Here is an 18,156-nt window from a genome sequence, read left to right as displayed (position 1 = left end):
GCTTTTCCGAGCCATATGCGGCATCACCCGATGTGACCATACCGCCACGCAGAGCGATTGGCGAGCCCTTCTTTGACCCAACTGCCCGCCCCCATGGGGATGTCACGCTCGGTGATTCTAGCGACACGGTTCGTGGTATCGCAGTGAAAACGGCAAACTACTCAGTTCGCAGAAGAGAGCAGCCGCGAGACGTGACCTACTCATGCAGGTCAGACGGTCGTATTGGGCCTCAGTTGGCAGATTCCAGCTGTTGCATTGACTTCCACCGGAGGATCACCCTCTGGTACATGGCGTAGGCAAGTTCTTCTTGACCCGTGTCCAGGCCCGTCAGAGCGGCCGCCAGCTCGGCGACCGACTGGTCCGCCTGCAGGGCGTCGTCGTCCATGAGGTGAACGAGCCCGCCGTAGTCGAGCTCGACCAGAGAGTGGGGATGGAACTCCTCCAGCCACCTGGCGACGTCCTCCACGTCGAAGTTGGCCGCGACATCCCCCAGGTGCCTGCGCAGCACGCCGAGCGCGCGAGCCGTCCGCCTCCTGGCCTGTGCCATGGAGGTGACGTAGATCAGGTTACGTCCGGTAGTCGTCGTCACGTCCTGTCCAGGAGTGGAGGAGCCGAGCACCAGCCAGCGCTCGTTCCCATCAAACGGCACGAACCACGATGGCGGCACATGCCACGCCGTGGTGCGAATGTGGGTGCGCAACGCGGACGAACCGGCCTGCCGTTTGTACCGGTCGAAGTCGTCCACGGTCTGGTCCGCGATCGCCTTGGGCACAAGGCGGTCCATCAGTTTCACAGGAGTGGTGCCACGCAGCCTTGAGAAGGCCAGCCACGAGCGCAGACGGGTTTGCCAAGGGCATACGTATAGACGGTCCTCAACGCGCCTCAGATAGGCGTTGGGGCTCTCCTGGGCGGGAACGGGTTGAGGGGGCATGCCGAGAAGGCGCATCACCGACTCGTCGTGCTCCGCATTGAGCGCGTTCGCGCGTCGCGGGCGGTCACGTGAGTCGGCGTAGTCGGCCCACACCTTGCGCTCGGACTCGGCGAACGCGGTCAGTGGCTCATAGACGCGGAGGTAGGCGGCATAGGGCAGCACGGAGGCATCGTGTCACGAAGCGAACCTGCGTGCACCGTTGAGGCTTACTACGCTGAGACGTGATCTCCGCCGCAAAGGTGCGGCGGACCGGACAGGGAGTCACCACAGTGACCGACGTCTTCGGCTCGTCCCACAAGGACGTCCACGAGCAGGTCGTGTTCTGCGCCGACGAGCAGAGCGGCCTGCGTGCCATCATCGCCATCCACAACACGGCGCTGGGCCCGGCCCTGGGAGGCACGCGGTTCTACCCGTACGAGAGCGAGAGCGCGGCCCTGGCCGACGTGCTCAACCTCGCCAAGGGCATGGCCTACAAGAACGCGCTGGCCGGCCTCGACCTGGGCGGCGGCAAGGCCGTCATCATCGGCGACCCGGCACGCGACAAGAGCGAGGCGCTGCTGCGCGCGTACGGGCGGTTCGTGCAGTCGCTCGGCGGCCGTTACATCACAGCGTGCGACGTGGGCACCTACAGCGAGGACATGGACGTCGTCGCGCGCGAGTCCCGCTTCGTGACCGGCCGCACCCTGGCGCACGGCGGGGCGGGTGATTCCTCCATCCTCACGGCCTTCGGTGTGTTCCAGGGCATGCGGGCCTCGGCCGAGCGCGCGTACGGCACGCCGTCGCTGCACGGCAGGCGGGTCGGCGTCGAAGGGGTCGGCAAGGTGGGCCACCGCCTGGTCGAGCTCCTGCGCGAAGACGGCGCCGAGGTGGTGATCTGCGACGTCGATCCCAGGGCGGTCGAGCGGGTGCGCCAGCGCAGGCCGGAGGTGGACGTGGTGGCCGACGTGGCGGAGCTGACCGCTTCCGACATCGACGTGTTCTCGCCGTGCGCGCTGGGGGGCGTCCTCGACGACGCCATGGTCGCCAGGCTCCGGGCGAAGATCGTCTGCGGCGCGGCCAACAACCAGCTCGCCCATCCCGGCGTGGAGAAGCAGCTCGCCGAGCGCGGCATCCTGTACGCGCCCGACTACGTCGTCAACGCCGGGGGTGTGATCCAGGTCGCGGACGAGATCGAGGGCTTCGACATGGAGAGAGCCAGGTCGAAGGCGACCCAGATCTATGACACGACTCTGAAGATCTTCCGAATCGCGGCCGATGAGGGCGTTCCTCCCGCCGTCGCAGCGGATAGGCTAGCCGAGCGCAGAATGTCGGAAGTCGGGCGTATTCGGGGCATTTGGCTGGGCCGCTGACGCCCCGCGCCCATACGGCGTACCGAGCTGGGCACAAAACAGGTACGGTAATAGGCGAACGATAGGCTGACGCCCAAAGAGAGCGGCGTCAGTGTGTGGTGCGTTAGCGACGAGGGGTCGGGGACGACCCCACACGAGGGGGTCGAGCCAATGGGGCGCGGCCGAGCAAAGGCCAAGCAGGTCAAGGTTGCTCGCCAGCTGAAGTACAACAGCGGTGGCACGGATCTTGACCGTCTTCGCGACGAACTCGGGGTCGGAGACTCCAGCCGCAGTGACGACGCCGACGACCTCAACGATGAGCTGGCGGATCGCTATGCCGATTACGCCGATGACTACGGCGCCGGAGACGACGACGATGGCCGTCCTTCCGGTCGTAGGTAGCCGTCCTTCTGGTTGATGTGACGAAGGCCCGGCGCGGGGCCGCGCCGGATCTTCGCCCATGCTCGTCGGGCCCCACGGGCAACCGTGGGGCTTTCGTCACGTGGTCGTTCTTCACGCGTTGAGCCCCCGCCCGTCGATGGGCCGGGGGCTCAGCTCGTTTTACCGGTAGCGCGCCCGTCCGTTCCCGGGGACGATCTCACCCATCACCCAGGCGTCCACGCCCCGGGCCGCGAGCACCCGGACGGCCTCGTCCGCGGAGTCGGCGGCCACCACGGCGGCCATCCCCACCCCGAGGTTGAACGTGCGGTCCAGGTCCGCCTGCGCGATGTCGCCGTGCCCGGCCAGCACGCCGAAGACGGCCGGCGGCGTCCACGAGGACCGGTCCAGCACGGCGTCCAGATGCCCCGGCAGCGAACGCGACAGGTTGCCCTCGATGCCGCCGCCCGTGATGTGCGCGTAGGCGTGCACGTCGACGGCCTTGGCCAGCTCCAGGCAGTGGAGCGAGTAGATCCTGGTGGGCTCGAGCAGCTCCTCGCCCAGCGGCCGGCCCAGCTCGGGCAGCACCGCGTCGAGGGAGAGCGAGGCCTCGCGCAGCACGTGGCGCACCAGCGAGTAGCCGTTCGAGTGGATCCCGGAGGAGGCCAGCCCCAGCACGGCGTCGCCCGCCTGGACCCGCGAGGGCCCCAGCATGGCGTCGGCCTCGACCACGCCCGTGCCCGCCCCGGCCAGGTCGTACTCGTCCGGCCCCATCGCACCCGGGTGCTCGGCCGTCTCGCCGCCCACCAGCGCGGCTCCCGCCAGGCGGCAGCCCTCGGCCACGCCGCCGACGATCTCGGCGACGCGCTCGGGCACCACCTTCCCGCAGGCGATGTAGTCGGTCATGAACAGCGGCTCGGCCCCGCACACCACCAGGTCGTCGAGGACCATGCCGACCAGGTCGATGCCGATCGTGTCGTGCTTGCCGTACCGCTGGGCGATCATGACCTTGGTGCCCACGCCGTCGGTGGAGGTGGCGAGCAGCGGCCGCCGGTAGAGCAGCAGCGCCGAGGCGTCGAACAGCCCGGCGAACCCGCTGGCGTCGTCGACGACCTCGGGCCGCCGCGAGGCGGCCACCTTGTCCTTCATCAGGTCGACGGCGCGCTCGCCCGCGGCGATGTCCACTCCGGCGGCCTCATAGGTACTCACGCTTTGCTCTCCAGCACGAACTTGCCCACATTGTCCTGGTCGATGGGAATGGGGTAGGAGCCGTCGAAGCAGGCCCTGCACAGGCGCTCCGCGGGGATGGTGGTGGCCTTGGTCAGGCCCTCCAGGGAGATGTAGCCGAGCGTGTCGGCGCCGAGCGAGGCCCGGATCTCCTCGACGGTCAGCGACCCCGCGATCAGCTCCGCCCTGGTGGCGAAGTCGATGCCGTAGAAGCACGGCCAGGCCACGGGCGGCGAGGAGATGCGTACGTGCACCTCCCGCGCGCCGGCCTCGCGCAGCATGCGGACGATGGCCCGCTGCGTGTTGCCGCGCACGATCGAGTCGTCCACGACCACCAGCCGCTTGCCCTCGACCACCTCGCGCAGCGGGTTGAGCTTCAGCCGGATGCCGAGCTGGCGGATGGTCTGCGAGGGCTGGATGAACGTGCGGCCCACGTAGGAGTTCTTGACCAGCCCCTGCCCGTACGGGATCCCGCTCTCCTGGGCGTAGCCCACGGCGGCGGGGGTGCCGGACTCCGGCGTGGGGATGACCAGGTCGGCCTCGACCGGGTGCTCGCGGGCCAGCACGCGGCCGACCTCGACCCGGGTGACCTGCACGCCACGCCCGGCGATGGTGGTGTCGGGGCGGGCGAGGTAGACGTACTCGAAGAGGCAGCCCTTCGGCTCGGCCAGGGCGAACTTGCGCGACCTGACACCGCTCTCGTCGATGGTGAGCAGCTCGCCCGGCTCGATCTCGCGGATGAACGTGGCGCCCACGATGTCGAGCGCGGCCGTCTCGGAGGCCACCACCCAGCCCCGCTCCAACCGGCCCAGGACCAGCGGGCGGATGCCCTGCGGGTCGCGGGCGGCGTAGAGGGTCTTCTCGTCCATGAACACGAGCGAGTAGGCACCCTTGACCTGCGGCAGCAGCTCCGCCGCCGTGTCCTCGACGGAACGGCTGCGGTCCTGCGCGAGCAGCGTGGTCAGGACCTCGGTGTCGGTCGTCGCGCGGATGGAGCCCGGAGCCAGGCGCTGGGCCAGCTCGGGGGTGTTGATGAGGTTGCCGTTGTGGGCGAGCGCGAGCCCGCCGACCTCGGTGGAGCTCAGCGTGGGCTGCGCGTTCTCCCACACGCTCGACCCGGTGGTGGAGTAGCGGCAGTGGCCGATGGCCAGGTGGCCGCGCAGGGTGCTGAGCACCGACTCGTCGAAGACCTGGGAGACCAGGCCCATGTCCTTGTAGACGAGAATACGGCTGCCCTCGCTGACCGCGATGCCCGCGGACTCCTGGCCGCGGTGCTGCAACGCGTACAGCCCGTAGTAGGTGAGTTTGGAAACTTCCTCGCCCGGAGCCCAGACGCCGAAGACGCCACAGGCGTCCTTGGGAGCGCGGTCATGGGGGTCCAGGTCATGGCCGAGCCGGCCGTCGCCCTTCAGCACATGCCTCAGTCTAGGTTGACGGCTTCTGTGCTCGCACACCCGGGGGCGATATCAGCGGCTGTGGTTCGCGGCGGATCCCAGGTACAGGCGGACGGCCGTCGCCTGCCGTTTTGGCGGATGGAGACGGAAGTATGGGCGGCCTTTTACCGTGTCGCCTGGTTTAGCCGACCCCCTCCGCGAAAGGGTGAAGTATCCGGCATGCAGACCCGTCGGGGAGACGCAGACGTGACCACATCTGGGGACCCGAACGAGCCCCGCCCGGGGCAGGACCCGCGCGAAGGCCGTCGGGAAGAGGAAGAGCCCGGCCAGCACGCGCCTGACTGGTGGCGCGAGGGGGAGCCTGCTGAGGACGAGCGTCCTGGGCAGGGCGGAGAGCGCCCTGAGGAGGGTGAGGAGCCGATCGCCCCCGTGCCGCCCGTGGTCCCGCCGCCTGACGTGCCGCCGACGCACGAGCCGAGACCGGGCGGTGAGCCGGCCCATCCCGATCTGCCGACTTCGCCCGAGACCCCGCCGCCCGTCGGTGGCGACGCCGAGAAGACCCAGGCGTTCCCGGTCCCCGGGGCCACGCCGGCGTACCCCGGCTGGGGAGGCGCCCCCGGCGAGGGGGAGCCGCCGGCCAAGCCGACGCCGTCGCGCTACGAGGAGGGCGAGCAGCCGTCCTTCACCCCACCGGGACAAGGCACCCCACCGGGACAAGGCGCGCCGTCCGGGGCGACCCCGCCCGGGGGCGTCACTCCGCCGCCAGGGGGAGGCCAGCCGCCCGGCCAGGGCATGCCCGGCGGAGAGCCGTACCACGGCGCGTACGGCACGCCACAGGACCAGCAGCCGACCGTCCCCGGCACCATGCCCTCCAGCCCGTACGGCGGCCCGCCCGGCTACGGCCCGCCACCCGCGGGAGCGCCCTACGGCGCCCCGTACCAGCAGGCACAGCCCGGCAGCGGCCTGGCCACCGCGTCGCTGGTGCTCGGCGTGGCCAGCCCGTTCCTGGTGTTCGTCTGCTTCACCGGACTGATCACCGCCATCCTGTCGATCGTCTTCGGCTGCGTGGCGCTCGCCAAGCGCGCCGGCAAGGGCCGCGCCATAGCCGGCATCGTGATCAGCGCGCTCTCGCTCGTCCTCTTCGCGATCGTGGCCATCTGGTTCTGGAACGTCGTCCAGGAATGCGCGCAGTTGCCCGGCCAGCTCGCCGACAGGTGCTTCGAGCAGAAGTTCCCCTGGATGACCGGCAACCGCTAGAGCGGCAGATGCTCCGACAGGTCCGCCCGCGCCCCGCTGGCCGACACCAGGCCTTTCGCCATGGCCTCTGCCCAGGTCAGCCGGCCCAGGGCCAGCTCGATCCAGGTGCGCCCGTCCGTCTCGACCACGTTCGGCGGCGTGCCCCGGGTGTGGCGGGGGCCCTCGATGGCCTGGACGGCGGCGTACGGCGGGACGCGTACCTCGACGGTCCTGCCCGGCGCGGCGGTCGCCAGCCTGTCGAGCAGATGGCGCACAGCCTGCCTGGCCGCGTCGCGCTCGGGCTGGATCCCGCGGTCGTAGGCGGCCAGCACGGCGGCCACGAGCGCGTCGGGGAGCGATGACGCGGGACCGTCGTAGGGCGGCTCGTCAAGGGCGACGAGCTGGCCGTCGAGCGCTGATCTCAGCTTTTCCAGATCCGGTTTGCGTGATGGCACCCCACCATTGTCTCCCTGGAAGCGTTCATCAAGACGGAGGTCGTCGTTCACCTCAGGTTTCGCCAGTGACCGTAACCTCCCGGCGGTACAACCGCGCACAAAGATGGAGGACCTGTGGCGAACCCCAACGCGGGCGGGCGGCTGCTGCCGTTGCTCTCGACCCCGCACAAAGGCGGTCGCTCCGCGCTGACCTGTCAGTTCCGCTGCGGCAACGCGTGCGCGCATGACGTGGCCAACACGACCGGCAACGCCTACTTCGGCGATGTGGTGAAGGAGGCGCTGTCGCGGCGCGGCGTGCTGCGCGCCGGCGCGCTCGGCGCCCTCGTGGCCGGCGCCGGCATCGCGGGGGCCACGCCGGCCATGGCCGACGAGCCGGAGGCGGCGGCCGCGGCCAGGGGCTGGCAGACCGGCGACATCCGCTTCACCCCGGTGGCGCCGAACACCGATGACGCTCTGACCATCCCCGACGGCTACCGCTCTTCCGTGGTCGTGCGCTGGGGCGACCCCGTGCTGCCCGACGCGCCCGCGTTCGACTTCGACAACCAGAGCGCCGACGCGCAGAACAAGCAGTTCGGCTACAACTGCGACTACGTCACGCTCTTCCCGATGGGCCGCGACCGCGCCCTGCTCTGGGTGAACCACGAGTACACCGACGAGAGCCTGATGTTCCGCGGTTACGCCGGCGGCGCCGCCGCGACCGAGGAGCAGATCAAGATCGGGCTGGCCGCGCACGGCGGCTCGATCGTGGAGATCGAGCGGGCGAACGGCGCCGGCGAGTGGAAGCTGGTCACCAAGGGACGCCGCCGCTACAACCGCCGCATCACCGCCCAGACCTCCATGACCTTCTCCGGCCCCGCGGCCGGCGGCGACCTGCTCAAGACGGCCGCCGACCCCCAGGGCCGCAAGCCCATCGGCATGCTGAACAACTGCGCGGGCGGCACCACCCCGTGGGGGACCGTGCTGACCGCCGAGGAGAACTTCGACCAGTACTTCGTCAACGGCGACAAGGTGCCCGCGGCGCAGAAGCCGTACATCTCCCGCTACACGATCACCACCGGCACGCCGTCGGGCAACCGCAGGTTCGACCGGGTCGAGGAGCGCTTCGACCTGGCCAAGCACCCGAACGAGGCCAACAGGTTCGGCTGGATCGTGGAGATCGACCCGTTCGACCCGGACTCCACGCCGATCAAGCGGACCGCGCTCGGCCGGTTCAAGCACGAGGCCGCCAACACGACGCTGGCCCGCGACGGCCGCCTGGTCGTGTACATGGGTGACGACTCGCGCTTCGAGTACATCTACAAGTTCGTCTCGAAGGACCGCTACATCCCGGGCTTCGACCGGCACAACCGGACGCTGCTGGACGAGGGCACCCTGTACGTGGCCAAGTTCACCGGCGACAGCCCGAAGACCGAGATCGACGGGAGCGGCAAGCTGCCCTCCGACGGCGAGTTCGACGGCTCCGGCGAGTGGATCCCGCTGGTCTCCGGCGACAAGTCGTTCGTGGACGGCATGACCGCCGCCGAGGTCCTCGTCTACACGCGCGTGGCCGCCGACAAGGTGGGCGCGACCAAGATGGACCGCCCGGAGGACATGGAGCGCAACCCCGTCACCGGCGGCGTGTACGTGGCGCTGACCAACAACACCAACCGCACCGCGGCCCAGGTGGACGAGGCCAACCCGCGCCCGTCGAACAAGCACGGCCACGTCCTCGAGATCGTCGAGAAGCGGAACGACGCGGGCGAGAAGACCTTCGCCTGGTCGCTCCCGCTGGTCTGCGGCGACCCGAACGACCCCACCACCTACTTCGCCGGCTACGACAAGACCAAGGTCTCGCCGATCTCGTGCCCGGACAACGTGACGTTCGACAGGGACGGCAACCTGTGGATCTCCACGGACGGCAACCAGCTCGGCAGCAACGACGGCATGTTCGTGATGCCGGTGCGCGGGCGGGAGCGCGGCCACCTGCGCCAGTTCCTCACCGTCCCGGTCGGGGCGGAGACCTGCGGCCCGCTGGTCACCCAGGACCAGCGCAGCGTGTTCGTGGCGGTGCAGCACCCGGGCGAGACCGACGGCGCCAGCCCGGACAACCCCTCCAGCCGCTGGCCCGACGGCGCCCAGCCGCGACCGTCGGTCGCCGTGGTCTGGCACGGCCAGGGCAAGAAGATCGGCGCTTGACGTCAAGTTAACTTGAGGTAATACCGTTCCATGCCATGAGCATGGAGACGACCGCCTGGCACCAGCTGTACTCGATGAACAACCACAAGGAGCGTCGCCCTGTCACCAGGGCGACGCTCCGCCGTATCGGCGGCTTCGCCCGGCCGCACCGCCGGAGAATCACTCTGTTCCTGCTGCTCAGCGTGGTGATGGCGGGATTAGCGGTGGGATCCCCGCTGCTCGCGGGCCGGGTGGTGGACGCGATCTTCCGGGGCGAGCCCCTGGACGTGGTCGTCGTGGTGGCGCTGGCGATCGCGGGACTGGCGCTCGCCGAGGCGGGGCTCGGGCTGCTGAACCGGTGGCTGTCGGCGGGCCTGGGCGAGGACCTGATCCTCGACCTGCGTACGGCCGTCTTCGACCACGTGCAGAAGATGCCGATCGCGTTCTTCATGAGAACCCGCACCGGAGCGCTGGTCAGCCGCCTGAACAACGACGTGATCGGGGCGCAGCGGGCCTTCACCGACACCCTGTCCAGCGTGGCGGGCAACGTCGTGACGCTCGTGCTGACGCTCATCGCGATGATCGGCATCTCCTGGCAGATCACGCTGCTCGCGCTGCTGCTGCTCCCGGTGTTCCTGCTGCCCGCCCGGCGGATGGGCACGAGGATCGCGAGGCTCCGGCGCGAGGCGGCCGACCACAACGCGGCCATGGGCACGCAGATGACCGAGCGCTTCTCGGCGCCCGGCGCGACGCTGGTGAAGCTGTTCGGCCGGCCCGCGCACGAGTCGTCCGAGTTCGCGCGCAGGGCCAGGCGGGTGCGCGACATCGGCGTGCGCTCGGCCATGACCCAGTCGGCGTTCGTCACCGCGCTGACGCTGGTCTCCGCGCTCGCCCTGGCACTGGTGTACGGGCTCGGCGGCTTCTACGCCCTGCGCGACCAGCTCGCGCCCGGCGCGGTCGTGTCGATGGCCATGCTGCTCACCCGCCTCTACGCGCCCCTGACCGCGCTGGCCAGCGCCCGCGTTGACGTCATGAGCGCGGTCGTCAGCTTCGAGCGCGTCTTCGAGGTCCTCGATCTCAAGCCGCTCATCCAGGACAGGCCCGGCGCCCGCGAGGTGCCGGACGGCCCGGTGTCGGTCGAGTTCGACGACGTGCGCTTCGCCTACCCCTCGGCCGACAAGGTCTCGCTCGCCTCGCTGGAGGAGGTCGCCACGCTCGACTCGCGCGGCGGCGTCGAGGTGCTGCACGGCGTCTCGTTCACGGCCGAGCCCGGCCAGATGGTGGCGCTGGTCGGTTCGTCCGGCGCGGGCAAGTCCACGATCGCGCAGCTCCTGCCCAGGCTGTACGACGTCGACTCGGGCGCGGTACGCCTCGGCGGCGTGGACGTACGCGACCTGACCGCCGACTCGATCCGCGACACGCTCGGCATGGTCACTCAGGACGGCCACCTGTTCCACGACACGATCAGGGCCAACCTGCTGCTGGCCAGGCCCGAGGCGAGCGAGGAGGAGCTCTGGGACGCCCTCACCAGGGCCAGGCTGGCCGCCCTGATCGAGTCGCTGCCCGACGGGCTCGACACGGTGGTGGGCGAGCGCGGCTACCGCCTGTCGGGCGGCGAGCGGCAGCGGCTGACGATCGCCCGGCTGCTGCTGGCCAGGCCCAGGGTGGTGATCCTGGACGAGGCCACGGCGGCGCTCGACTCCACCTCCGAGGCGGCCGTGCAGGCGGCGCTCGGGGAGGCGCTCGAAGGCAGGACCGCCGTGGTGATCGCGCACCGGCTCTCCACGGTCCGCGCCGCCGACCTCATCCTGGTGATCGAGGACGGCCGCGTGGTCGAGCGCGGCACGCACGCCGACCTGCTCGCCGCCGGGGGCCGCTACGAGGAGCTGTACCGCACTCAGTTCGACGAGCCCACGGTGGCGGCGGCCTGAGGCTCGTCCTGCTCGTGTTCACGGGTTCGCAGGGAGTAGAGCGCGACCGGGATCGCCGCCAGCACCACGACGGCCGCGATGACCAGAGTGAACTGGTACGCGTCCAGGAAGGCGAGCAGCGGCGGCTGGTCGCTGCCGCCCTGCCTGGAGCTCAGGATCGCGCCCAGCACGGTGACGCCGAGCAGCCCGAACACTTCGCGTGACACGTTCAGGACGCCCGAGGCCACGCCGGACCTGCCCTTGGGCATGCCGCCGAGGATCGCGGCCGTCAGTGGCACCAGCATGCCGCCGCCCAGCCCGTACAGCAGGAACCAGGGCGCCACGTCCGCGTAGTCGGCGTCGGCGCCCAGGCCGGAGAGCAGGTAGATGGCCGTCCCCATGAGCGCCATGCCGAGCGCCACCGCGGGGCCGATGCCGATGCGCGCGCTGATCCGCTGCGACAACATCGCGATCACGGCCATGACCAGGGCCATCGGCACGAACGCCGCGCCCGCCTGGGTGGGGGAGAAGCCCAGCACGTTCTGCAGCCACAGCGCGCTGAAGAAGTAGATCCCGAAGACGCCGAACGACCAGATGCCGCTGGTGAGCAGCCCGCCGGTGAACACCTTGGCCCTGAACAGCGACACCGCGATCATCGGCTCGGCGGCCCGTGCCTCGACCAGCACGAACGCCACGGCCGCCGCCGCGAACACGCCGAACGCGGCCAGGATCTCCGGCGAGGTCCAGCCGGCGCCCTCGCCTTCGATGAGCGCGTAGGTCAGGGCGAACAGGGCGAGGGCGGAGGTGGCCAGGCCCGGCAGGTCGATGCGGTGCCGTACGCGGGTGAAGGCGGGTCTGACCGCCCACATCCCCAGGCCGAAGGTCACCACCCCGATCGGGAGGTTGATCAGGTAGATCCAGCCCCAGTGCAGGTGCTGGCTGATGAAGCCGCCCGTGATCGGCCCGAGCGCCATGGACAGCGCCCCGGCGGCGCTCCAGATGCCCACGGCCCTCCCGCGCTCGCCCGGGTCGGGGAAGATCTGGGTGATCAGCGTCAGCGCGGTGGGCGTGAGCAGCGCCGCCCCGACGCCCTGCGCGGCCCGCGCCGCGATCAGGGCCGCTCCCGAGCCGGCCAGCCCGGCGGCCAGCGAGGACAGCGTGAAGACGGCCAGCCCGCCGAGGAACACCCTGCGGGCCCCGAACACGTCCGCGAGCCGGCCGCCGACCAGCATGAGCCCGGCGAAGACCAGGATGTACGAGCTCACGATCCACTCAAGCCCGGAGATCGTCAGCCCGAGCTCCCGCTGGATCGTCGGCAACGCGACGTTGCCCACGTTGTTGTCCAAGTAGGTCATGAAGGTGCCCAAGGTCACCGCGACCAGCGCCCACCATCTCACGAAATTTCCTCCTATACGCCGTACTTGTACGTCGTATAGTTGAACTTGTACGGCGTATAGTTGTCAACCGTGATGGGAAAACTGACCGCGCAGGCGATCGCGGAGCGGGCACTGGAGATCGGCGACGCCGAGGGGCTCGACGCCGTGACGATCCGGCGCCTGGCCACCGACCTGGGCGTGACCCCGATGGCCCTCTACTGGCACTACAAGAACAAGGAGCTGCTGCTCGTCGGCATGGCCGACCACCTGATCGCCGGCTTCGCCCCCAAGCCGGCCGACGATCGCCCGTGGCAGGAGCAGCTGCGCGACCTCATGGTGGGCCTCGTCGGGACGCTGCGCGTGCATCCGTGCGCCAAGCACGTGTTCGAGCAGGTCGACGTGATCGCGGTGTCGAACTATCTGGCCGTCTGGGACCAGGCGCTGGGGCTGGCCCGCACGGCGGGGTTCAGCGTGGAGGAGAGCTGCCTGATCAGCAAATACCTGCTGCAGAGCGCCATCGCCATCGCCGACGCCCCCGTGCACGTCCGGCCCGGCGAGGAGTACATCGTCCGGGCCAAGCGGGCGGGCCTGCAGTCGTTGCCCGCCGAGAAGTATCCGTACCTGGTGGAGATGGCCGCCCCGCTGGTCGGCGGGATGGACGCGGGGCTGTACGACACGTTCGGCGTCGAGCTCGTGCTCAGCGGCATAGAGGCGCTGGCGGCCAGACGTTAGGGTCGTGCTCGTGACCTTCGAGCTGATCTGCGAGATCGAACCTCCCACCAAGCCCGACCTCAAGCACGTCAGGCACCAGATCGGCACGATGAGCAAGATCGCCCACTCGTTCCTCATCCCCGACAACCACATCGGCCGCGCGACCGTGTCGAGCGTGGCGGTGGCCCACGAGGTGGAGGCGATGGGCGGGCGCGGCATCGCCTGCCTCAACTCGCGCGACCGCAACCTGCTCGGCTTCCGGCGCGACCTGCTGACGGCGGCGGCGTACGGCGTGGACCAGTTCCTCTTCGTCTATGGCGACAAGCCGACCAGCGGCAACCGCACCAGCGACCTCACGGTGCGCTCGATGATCGACGAGGCTCGCGAGTTCTCCCCGGGCTGCCGCCTGGGCGCGGCGGCCTCGATGCGCTCGCTGCCCGCCTGGAAGCGCACGGCCGACTTCCTGTTCCTCCAGGTCGGCTTCTCGCTGGAGGCGCAGCTGCGCTGGCGCGACGCCCACCCGGTCGACGTGCCGGTCTACGCGGGCGTCATGGTCCTGGCCAGCGAGCGCCACGCCCGCACCCTGGCCACCGCGATCCCCGACATCGACCTGCCGGAGGAGCTGATCGCCAAGGTGGCCGCCGACCGCATGGCCGGCGTGGAGGCGGCCTGCGAGCAGGTGCTCGCGATCCGCGACTCGGGCGCCTTCGACGGCGTCCACCTCATCCCGGTCTCCCGCTACCGCGACGTCGAGTCCAGGCTGGCCGCCGCCCTCTGAGGACGGGCCAGGGACGCGAGCAGAGCGCCTGTGAGCGCCACCGCGAACAGCACCGCGTACGCGTGCTGGAACCCGTCCATGAGCTGCCCCACCGCCACCGGCGACAGCTTGGACAGCGTGCCCGCGTACACCTGGGCGCGCAGGTCGGGTCCCACGGAAGCGGTCAGGACGCTGAGTGACAGGCCGACACTGATCGCGACGCCGATGTTCATGATCATGACGCGGAAGCCGTTGACCACCCCGAGGCTCCCGCTCGGCAGCGCCCGCATGACCTGGGTGGTGTTGCCGGTCAGGAACGTTCCGCTGCCGCAGCCCGCCACGAACAGCCCGATCCCGATCACCCAGTACGGCGTGGCGGGATCGGCCGTCAGCATCAGCGTGCCGAGTCCCAGAGCGCTCATCGACGCGCCGCCGATGGACAGCGCGTACGGCGACACCCTCCGCCCCAGCACCCCCGTGATCGGCGAGGCCAGCCCGATCCCGACGGGCACGGGCAGCACGCTCAGCCCCGCAGCGAACGCGTCCAGCCCTCTCGCCGCCTGGAAGTACAGCGCCACCACCAGGATCAGCGCAGAGCGCGCCAGCGCGTTGCAGAACGAGGCCAGGTTCGCGTACGCCAGCAGCCGCCCCGCGAAGAGCCGCAAGTCCAGCACCGGGTTGGCCGAGCGCCGCTCGGCCAGCGCGATCAGCGGCAGCAGCACCAGGAAGACCCCGGCGCCGGCCAGCACCACGGGGCTGGACAGCCCGCCCGAGCCCGCCTCCGACAGCGCCAGCAGTGCCGCCGACAGCGCCGCGAACAACAGCACGTTGCCCAGCGCGTCCACCGGCTCCTTCGGCCTCCTGGGCATCCTGCGTAAGATCGCCGCACCCACGCCGAACGCGACCAGCCCGGCGGGCACGTTCACCCAGAAGATCCACTGCCAGCCGGCCGTCTCCGCGATCAGGCCGCCCAGCGTGGGCCCGGCCAGCTGCGCCACCGACAGCGTGCCGATGTAGACGCCCATGCCCTGGCTGAGCCGGTCGGGCGGGAACGCGTCCGTGATGATCACCGTGCCGTTCGCGAGGATCATCGCCGCTCCGACCGCCTGCAGCACGCGCATCGCGATCAGGAACCACACGCCCGGCGACAGCCCGGCCAGCAGCGAGGCTACCGTGAACAGCGCGAACCCCGTCAGATACACCTCCCGCCTGCCGAGCAGGTCGGCCACCCGGCCGAAGAACACCAGCGAAGCGGTGTTGACCAGCAGGAACGCCAGCAGGATCCAGCCGGACTCCAGCGCGCTGGCGTGGAAGTGCCGCACGACCGCCGGGAGCGCGACGTTGAGCGTACTGCCGGCGATGCCGATGAGGACGAGCCCCAGGCTGGTGACCGCGCACACGCGCCAGGCGTAACGTAAGCGACTGTCCTCGGCGACCATGCCCTCCACTATGACGTACGGCGTACGTCAGGCATCATCGCGCCCGCCTCCGCAGTCCGTCGAGGTCGTGGATCACCACGCGCCGCCGTCCGGTCTCGATCAGTCCCCGGTCGCGCAGCGTGCGCAGCGCCTTGCTGACGGCCTCGCGGGAGGCGCCCGTCCAGCCGGCCAGCTCGTCCTGCGACAGCGGCAGCGCCACGCGTACCCCGCTGTTGGTCTGCTCGCCGTAGCGTTCGGCCAGCTCGAGCAGGCGCGTGGCGACCCGTCCCGTGGTGTCGAACGCGCCGTACTCGATGCGCTTCCTGTCCGCGTCCCGCAGCTTGGCGGTGAGGAGCTGCATGAGCAGCACGGCGATGCGCCCGTGGGACTCCAGGAACGAGGAGAAGTCCCGCACCACGATGCCCGAGATCGGCTCCAGCGCGGTCACCGTGGCCGAGCGCGGCGACCCGTCGATGGCCGACATCTCGCCGAGCAACGCGCCGGGGCCGCGCACGGCCAGCACGACCTCGGTGCCGGCGCTCGTGTGCGACGAGCACTTGACCCGGCCCTCCAGCAGCACGAGCACCCAGTCGGACGTGTCGCCCTCGTTGATCACGGTCGTGCCGCGATCCCACCGCCGCAGGCGGCCGGCCGCGCGCAGGGCGGCGACCTCCTCGTCGGTGAGCATGGACAGGAACTCGCCGGACTCAGGCTCCATGCGCCCGATTATGTCGGTACGAGAGTCACCCTTCTATTGCAAATCAGTCAGAACGTACGCGGCGACGAGCTCCTCCTTGCCCTTGAGACTGAGCCGGCCCAGGGGGTTCACCGACGCGCCACGCCCCAGTTGCCTGAGCGTCGTCTCCCCGATGACGACCGTGCCGGGCTCGGCGATGCCCTCCAGCCTGGCCGCCACGTTCACGCAGTCGCCCATCGCGTTGAAGCCCCGCAGCTCGGGGCTGCCGATGTTGCCGACCAGTGCGGGACCCGTGTTGACGCCCACCCTGAACGTCGGCCACTCGACGTCGTCCACCCGCTTCCACGCCATCTCCTCGGCCACCTCGGCGGCGGCCCGCTGCATGTCCAGCGCGGCCCGGCACGCGGCCCTGGCGTGGCCCGCCTGTGTGGCGGGGGCGTTGAACAGGGCCAGCAGCGCGTCGCCGACGAACTGCACGATCGTGCCGCCGTTGTTGAGGATGCAGGGGACGGCGGCCGTGTGGTAGCGGTTGAGCATCTCGACGATCTCGCCGGGCGTGACCTTCTCGGAGAAGCTCGTGAAGCCCTTGAGGTCGGCGAAGAGCGCGGTCAGCTCCTTCAGCTCGCCGCCGAGTGCCGCCTGCGCCGGGTCGGCAAGCAGCGCGTTGGCCACGTCGGGTGACATGTACTGCCGGAAGAGCGTGTCGAGCTCCTGGTAGAGGCGGGCGTTCTCCAGGGAGATGGACAACTGGCCGGCCAGAGTGGCGGCCAGCGCCTCGTCCTGCGGGGTGCGGCCGACGGGCACCTCCAGCACGCCCGCCAGGTGGCCCTTGACCGTCAGGGGGAAGGCGAGCAGGTTGTTGCGCCTGACGGGCTGGTTGCCGGCGAACTCGTACTCGCGGGAGCCGATCTGCGTCTTGCCCTCCGCGACCAGGCCGATCTTCACGTCACCGTACGCCTGGCGCACCCGTTCCAGCGCCGTGGCCAGCAGCTGGCCCTCGGGCAGCCCCACCTTGGTCTGGGCGCTCACCGCCACCAGGGAGGCCAGCCGCTCGGACAGCTCGCGCTCGTTGGCCAGCGCCTCGCCGGCCCGGTCGAGCACCGCCGCCTGGCCCTCGTTCAGCCGGAACTTGCCCGACAGCCGGGTCGCGGCCAGCGGCTCGCCCCGGCGTACGTGCTCGACCAGCTCCTCCAGCGCCCGGTCGTAGTCCTGCTGGATGCGCGCCACGGTCGCCGACAGCGTCACCGAGTCGAACAGTCCCGCGCTCGACCCCTCCCGCCTGAACTGCAGGTGGGCGCTGTAGGCCACGAAGACGAAGGCCAGCGTGAGCAGGAGGTGCCACATCCACCAGGACAGGTGCCAGTTGAGCTGGGACATCCCCGCGACCATGGCCTCGGCCAGCAGCGCGTACGCCGTGATCAGGCTGATCAGCATGGCCGACGGGCGCCGCCGATGCAGCAGGAACATCAGCACGCTCGCCGCGCCGTACAGCAGGAGGCCGGGAATGGACGCCCAGGCCAGCCAGGGGACCGGCGACTCGGGCGGCGGCTCGCTGAGCGGCGTCAGCCCCGGGATCAGCGACACCAGCCCCCAGACGGCCATGAAGCCGAAGAGCACGGCGCGGACGAAGTGCTGGGCAGCCAGCACGGCCTTGGCCGCCCGCTCGCCCAGCGGCAGCGCGGAGGCGCACGCGAACGCCGCCGCGATCGTGAGCCCCGCCTGCTGGCCCAGGTCGAAGCCCAGCGAGCCGGTCGACAGGATGATCTTCGGGGTGGCCATCCCGTGCAGGAAGAAGAAGCCGGCACTGCTCAGGAAGACCATGGAGACCAGGAACAGCCGGGCGTCCTGCCGCCGCCGCGACGCCTCGCTGATCATGACGCCCAGCACCACGTTGAGCCCGGCCACCGTGATGATCATCCAGAAGTGGCTGGGGTTGTGCTGCCAGGGGATGTTGACGTCCGGGTGCGTCAGCAGGAGCCAGAGGCCCAGCAGCGGCAGCACCAGGTGGATGCCCCAGACCACGCCACGCACGGGATGAGTGGCCGGAGGGAGGTAGGGGGTCGACACAGACCCGATTATCCACGGGTGATCGCGGCCGCCAATGCGTCGTTTTACGCACAAAGGTGACCGAGCAACACGCGACGAGGGCCGGTACGGAACCCCGTACCGGCCCTCGTTACGCGA

The 18,156-nt window shown here is 70.3% G+C and carries 15 protein-coding genes; 7 read left to right on the top strand and 8 right to left on the bottom strand.

The window, feature by feature from the left end; all coding sequences use genetic code 11:
- Positions 1 to 229 precede the first annotated feature (229 nt).
- Entirely contained in the window at positions 230 to 1,093 is an 864-nt protein-coding gene (locus ACIBVN_RS44580; RefSeq protein ID WP_397146358.1) for a hypothetical protein, read from the bottom strand.
- Positions 1,094 to 1,200: 107 nt separating this feature from the next.
- Here ACIBVN_RS44580 and ACIBVN_RS44575 point away from each other — a divergent pair, with 107 nt between their 5' ends.
- Both ACIBVN_RS44575 and ACIBVN_RS44570 read left to right on the top strand, forming a co-directional pair.
- A complete protein-coding gene (locus ACIBVN_RS44575; RefSeq protein WP_397146357.1) occupies positions 1,201 to 2,280 on the top strand; it encodes a Glu/Leu/Phe/Val dehydrogenase in 1,080 nt (359 codons plus the stop codon).
- A 150-nt stretch (positions 2,281 to 2,430) separates the two neighbouring features.
- On the top strand, positions 2,431 to 2,661 hold the full coding sequence (locus ACIBVN_RS44570; protein ID WP_397146356.1) for a DUF3073 domain-containing protein: 231 nt from the start codon (positions 2,431 to 2,433) through the stop codon (positions 2,659 to 2,661).
- A gap of 159 nt (positions 2,662 to 2,820) precedes the next feature.
- Here the strand turns inward: ACIBVN_RS44570 and purM are convergent, their stop codons facing one another.
- Positions 2,821 to 3,846, bottom strand: coding sequence for a phosphoribosylformylglycinamidine cyclo-ligase (purM, locus tag ACIBVN_RS44565; RefSeq protein WP_397146355.1), 1,026 nt, complete (start codon positions 3,844 to 3,846; stop codon positions 2,821 to 2,823).
- Positions 3,843 to 5,279, bottom strand: coding sequence for an amidophosphoribosyltransferase (gene purF / locus ACIBVN_RS44560; protein ID WP_397146354.1), 1,437 nt, complete (start codon positions 5,277 to 5,279; stop codon positions 3,843 to 3,845). The genes purM and purF overlap by 4 nt, the downstream gene beginning before the upstream one ends.
- 225 nt (positions 5,280 to 5,504) lie before the next feature.
- Between purF and ACIBVN_RS44555 the strand changes: the two genes are divergently transcribed.
- Positions 5,505 to 6,515 carry a hypothetical protein gene (locus ACIBVN_RS44555; RefSeq protein WP_397146353.1) on the top strand — a complete coding sequence of 337 codons (1,011 nt, stop codon included), beginning with the start codon at positions 5,505 to 5,507 and terminating at the stop codon, positions 6,513 to 6,515.
- Here the strand turns inward: ACIBVN_RS44555 and ACIBVN_RS44550 are convergent.
- Complete coding sequence (locus ACIBVN_RS44550; protein WP_397146352.1) at positions 6,512 to 6,949, bottom strand: sterol carrier family protein; 438 nt, start codon at positions 6,947 to 6,949, stop codon at positions 6,512 to 6,514. The genes ACIBVN_RS44555 and ACIBVN_RS44550 overlap by 4 nt on opposite strands.
- A gap of 114 nt (positions 6,950 to 7,063) precedes the next feature.
- Here ACIBVN_RS44550 and ACIBVN_RS44545 point away from each other — a divergent pair, with 114 nt between their 5' ends.
- Together ACIBVN_RS44545 and ACIBVN_RS44540 are read left to right on the top strand one after the other, a co-directional pair.
- Positions 7,064 to 9,124 (top strand): PhoX family protein, encoded by a 2,061-nt coding sequence (locus ACIBVN_RS44545; RefSeq protein WP_397146351.1) that lies wholly within the window; start codon positions 7,064 to 7,066, stop codon positions 9,122 to 9,124.
- 35 nt (positions 9,125 to 9,159) lie between these two features.
- Positions 9,160 to 11,034 (top strand): ABC transporter ATP-binding protein, encoded by a 1,875-nt coding sequence (locus ACIBVN_RS44540; protein WP_397146350.1) that lies wholly within the window; start codon positions 9,160 to 9,162, stop codon positions 11,032 to 11,034.
- Here the strand turns inward: ACIBVN_RS44540 and ACIBVN_RS44535 are convergent.
- Positions 11,001 to 12,410, bottom strand: coding sequence for an MFS transporter (locus ACIBVN_RS44535; RefSeq protein ID WP_397146349.1), 1,410 nt, complete (start codon positions 12,408 to 12,410; stop codon positions 11,001 to 11,003). The genes ACIBVN_RS44540 and ACIBVN_RS44535 overlap by 34 nt on opposite strands.
- Before the next feature lie 72 nt (positions 12,411 to 12,482).
- Here ACIBVN_RS44535 and ACIBVN_RS44530 point away from each other — a divergent pair, with 72 nt between their 5' ends.
- Together ACIBVN_RS44530 and ACIBVN_RS44525 are read left to right on the top strand one after the other, a co-directional pair.
- Positions 12,483 to 13,121 carry a TetR/AcrR family transcriptional regulator gene (locus ACIBVN_RS44530; RefSeq protein ID WP_397146407.1) on the top strand — a complete coding sequence of 213 codons (639 nt, stop codon included), beginning with the start codon at positions 12,483 to 12,485 and terminating at the stop codon, positions 13,119 to 13,121.
- Positions 13,122 to 13,131: 10 nt separating this feature from the next.
- Positions 13,132 to 13,878, top strand: coding sequence for a methylenetetrahydrofolate reductase (locus ACIBVN_RS44525; protein ID WP_397146348.1), 747 nt, complete (start codon positions 13,132 to 13,134; stop codon positions 13,876 to 13,878).
- On the opposite strand, the gene ACIBVN_RS44520 is transcribed toward ACIBVN_RS44525, so the two are convergent.
- The 3 genes from ACIBVN_RS44520 to ACIBVN_RS44510 are packed head-to-tail and all read right to left on the bottom strand — an operon-like array spanning position 13,839 to position 18,039.
- Positions 13,839 to 15,296, bottom strand: a complete 1,458-nt coding sequence (locus tag ACIBVN_RS44520) for an MFS transporter (RefSeq protein WP_397146347.1) — start codon at positions 15,294 to 15,296, stop codon at positions 13,839 to 13,841. The genes ACIBVN_RS44525 and ACIBVN_RS44520 overlap by 40 nt on opposite strands.
- A gap of 34 nt (positions 15,297 to 15,330) precedes the next feature.
- Entirely contained in the window at positions 15,331 to 15,993 is a 663-nt protein-coding gene (locus ACIBVN_RS44515) for a Crp/Fnr family transcriptional regulator (protein ID WP_397146346.1), read from the bottom strand.
- 33 nt (positions 15,994 to 16,026) lie between these two features.
- Complete coding sequence (locus tag ACIBVN_RS44510; RefSeq protein ID WP_397146345.1) at positions 16,027 to 18,039, bottom strand: adenylate/guanylate cyclase domain-containing protein; 2,013 nt, start codon at positions 18,037 to 18,039, stop codon at positions 16,027 to 16,029.
- Positions 18,040 to 18,156: the final 117 nt, after the last annotated feature.

The sequence above is a fragment of the Nonomuraea sp. NPDC049400 genome (assembly GCF_044466425.1).
In the GTDB taxonomy this organism is placed as follows: Bacteria; Actinomycetota; Actinomycetes; order Streptosporangiales; family Streptosporangiaceae; genus Nonomuraea.
The sequence above is the reverse complement of the archived record's forward strand: the minus strand, read 5'-3'. Positions and strand labels throughout refer to the sequence as shown.